Genomic DNA, 1,848 nt, shown 5'->3' with positions numbered 1-1,848 from the left:
AGAAGGCCCAGCGGGCGTTCAAGGTGACGGTGTGTTGCTGCGATCGGGAGGCGAACTCACCGGCATAGCCCAGGCCGAGGGTGGCCTGGCGGTTGACGGCCAGGTCGGCGCCCAGCTCGGCCTGGGCCGTGCTGCGGGCGATGGGCAGGCCCTGGACGGTGAAGGCGGGTCCGCCCTGGAAGGCCAGCCGCGCGCGCGGGGTGAGGTCCTGGCCGGTATAGCGCCAGGCCAGGCCGCCGCGGATATGCAGATCCTTGCCGCCGACCGTGAAGCCGCGCCAGGCATGCAGGCCCAGGGTGGTGGTCAGGCTGCTGCGGTTGTAGGTCTGGCCGCGCAGGGCCGCCATGCCGCCTTTTTCGGTATAGGCGTCGGTGTGCAGGTGGTTGAAGCTGGCGCCCAGATAGGGCTCGACATAGCCCTGGGGCAGCGGGAAGGCGTGGCCGATTTCGGTAAAGAGCTGGGAGGTGCTGCCCTTGTAGCGGGCCTTGAGCGTATCGCTCAGGCCGATGCGGGCCAGGTCGCGGTCGCTATGGATGCGGTGCAGGGTATGGGAGGCGCCCAGCAGGAGGCTGAGCTTGCCGAGGCCGGTCTGCCACTGCCGGCCGCCATAGAGCGCCAGGCTGTAGTTGTCGATGCCGGCCTTGGCCGAGCGTTCGGCCACACTGACATGGGTATGGCTATAGCCCAGCGCGCCGCCCAGCCGCCAGCCCATGGCCAGGGGGCGGTCGGCGCCGATGAAGAGGCCGCCGGTGGTGGCGCGGCCGGCCGGGGCGTTGCTGTCGGCGCGGTCGCGCTGCCAGGCGCCGAAGGCCTGGGCCCAGAGGGGATGGGAGGCCGAGGCGGGCAGGGCCGAGACGGGGTAGGCGCTGCCCGTTTGCGCCAGCAGGGCGCCGGGCCGCATGCCGGCCTGCAGGGTGTTGCGCAGGCGCTCGATGGGGATGCGCCGCACGGCGGCGATGGCGCTCTGATGCAAGGCGCTGGAGACAGCGGTGGCGGCATCGCCCGACAAGGCCTTGAACACTGGCTCGGGCGCGCCCTTGGGCAGGGTCAGCACGAATTGATGCAGCGCATGCTGGGCGGGCAAGGCATCGAGGGCGCGGGCGGCCGAGCGGGCGTTGCGGCTGCGGGCCTCGCTCTCGAAGCGTTTGGGCGCGCCGCTCGCCTCGGCGCGGCGCACCAGGGCCAGGCGTACGGTGTTTGCCTCGGCATAGTCCAGCGAGGTGTCCAGGAAGGCGAGGTTGTTGGCCACGGTTTGATGGGCGCCGAAGCTGCCCTCGAGCTTGTTCGCTTGCAGCAACAGGTAAGAGGAGGCGGCCTGCCGCATGCCGGCCATTGAAATCGTCAACTGGCTGGTGTTTTCCAGCTTGGCGTTGCCCGAGACCTTCAGCAGGGGCTGCGCCGTAGGCGTTGCCGGCAGCGCGACCGCCAGGGCGCCGTGCAGGGTCAGGTCGTCATTGAAGGCCATACCCTGGCTGGCGACGTGCAGGGTGCCGCCGTCGTGGACCGTGGTCTTGCCGCTGAGGGTGCCGCCCATGCCGCCGAGCGCGCCGCCAGCCTTGACGTCCACGGTGCCGCCCAGCTTGCCCGTGACCACGAGCATGCCGCCGGTGACGGTGGTGCTGCCGGCAAACTGCTCGCTGTGGCCGCTGAGGATGGTGTGGCCTTGTTTGTGCTCGATATTGCCCTTGCCGGAGAGCACGGGAGCGAATTCCAGGCCGGCCTCCGTGGGGATGTGGTTAAAGACCAGTTTCTGGCTATTGGCCTTGGAGGCATCGGAGGAGAAGGCCAACTGCCCCGCGGTCAGCGTGCCGCCGGCCTGGGCCTCGTCGTCCGGGCCGCCACCGATGA

Annotated in this window: 1 protein-coding gene; it reads right to left on the bottom strand. The window is 70.2% G+C overall.

The genetic code is table 11. From position 1 onward, the window contains the following. A partial coding sequence (locus L540_RS21115; RefSeq protein ID WP_048026763.1) for an autotransporter outer membrane beta-barrel domain-containing protein occupies positions 1-1,848 on the bottom strand: 1,848 nt, incomplete at both ends.

The organism is Bordetella pseudohinzii (assembly GCF_000657795.2).
In the GTDB taxonomy this organism is placed as follows: Bacteria; Pseudomonadota; Gammaproteobacteria; order Burkholderiales; family Burkholderiaceae_B; genus Bordetella; species Bordetella pseudohinzii.
The sequence above is the reverse complement of the archived record's forward strand: the minus strand, read 5'-3'. Positions and strand labels throughout refer to the sequence as shown.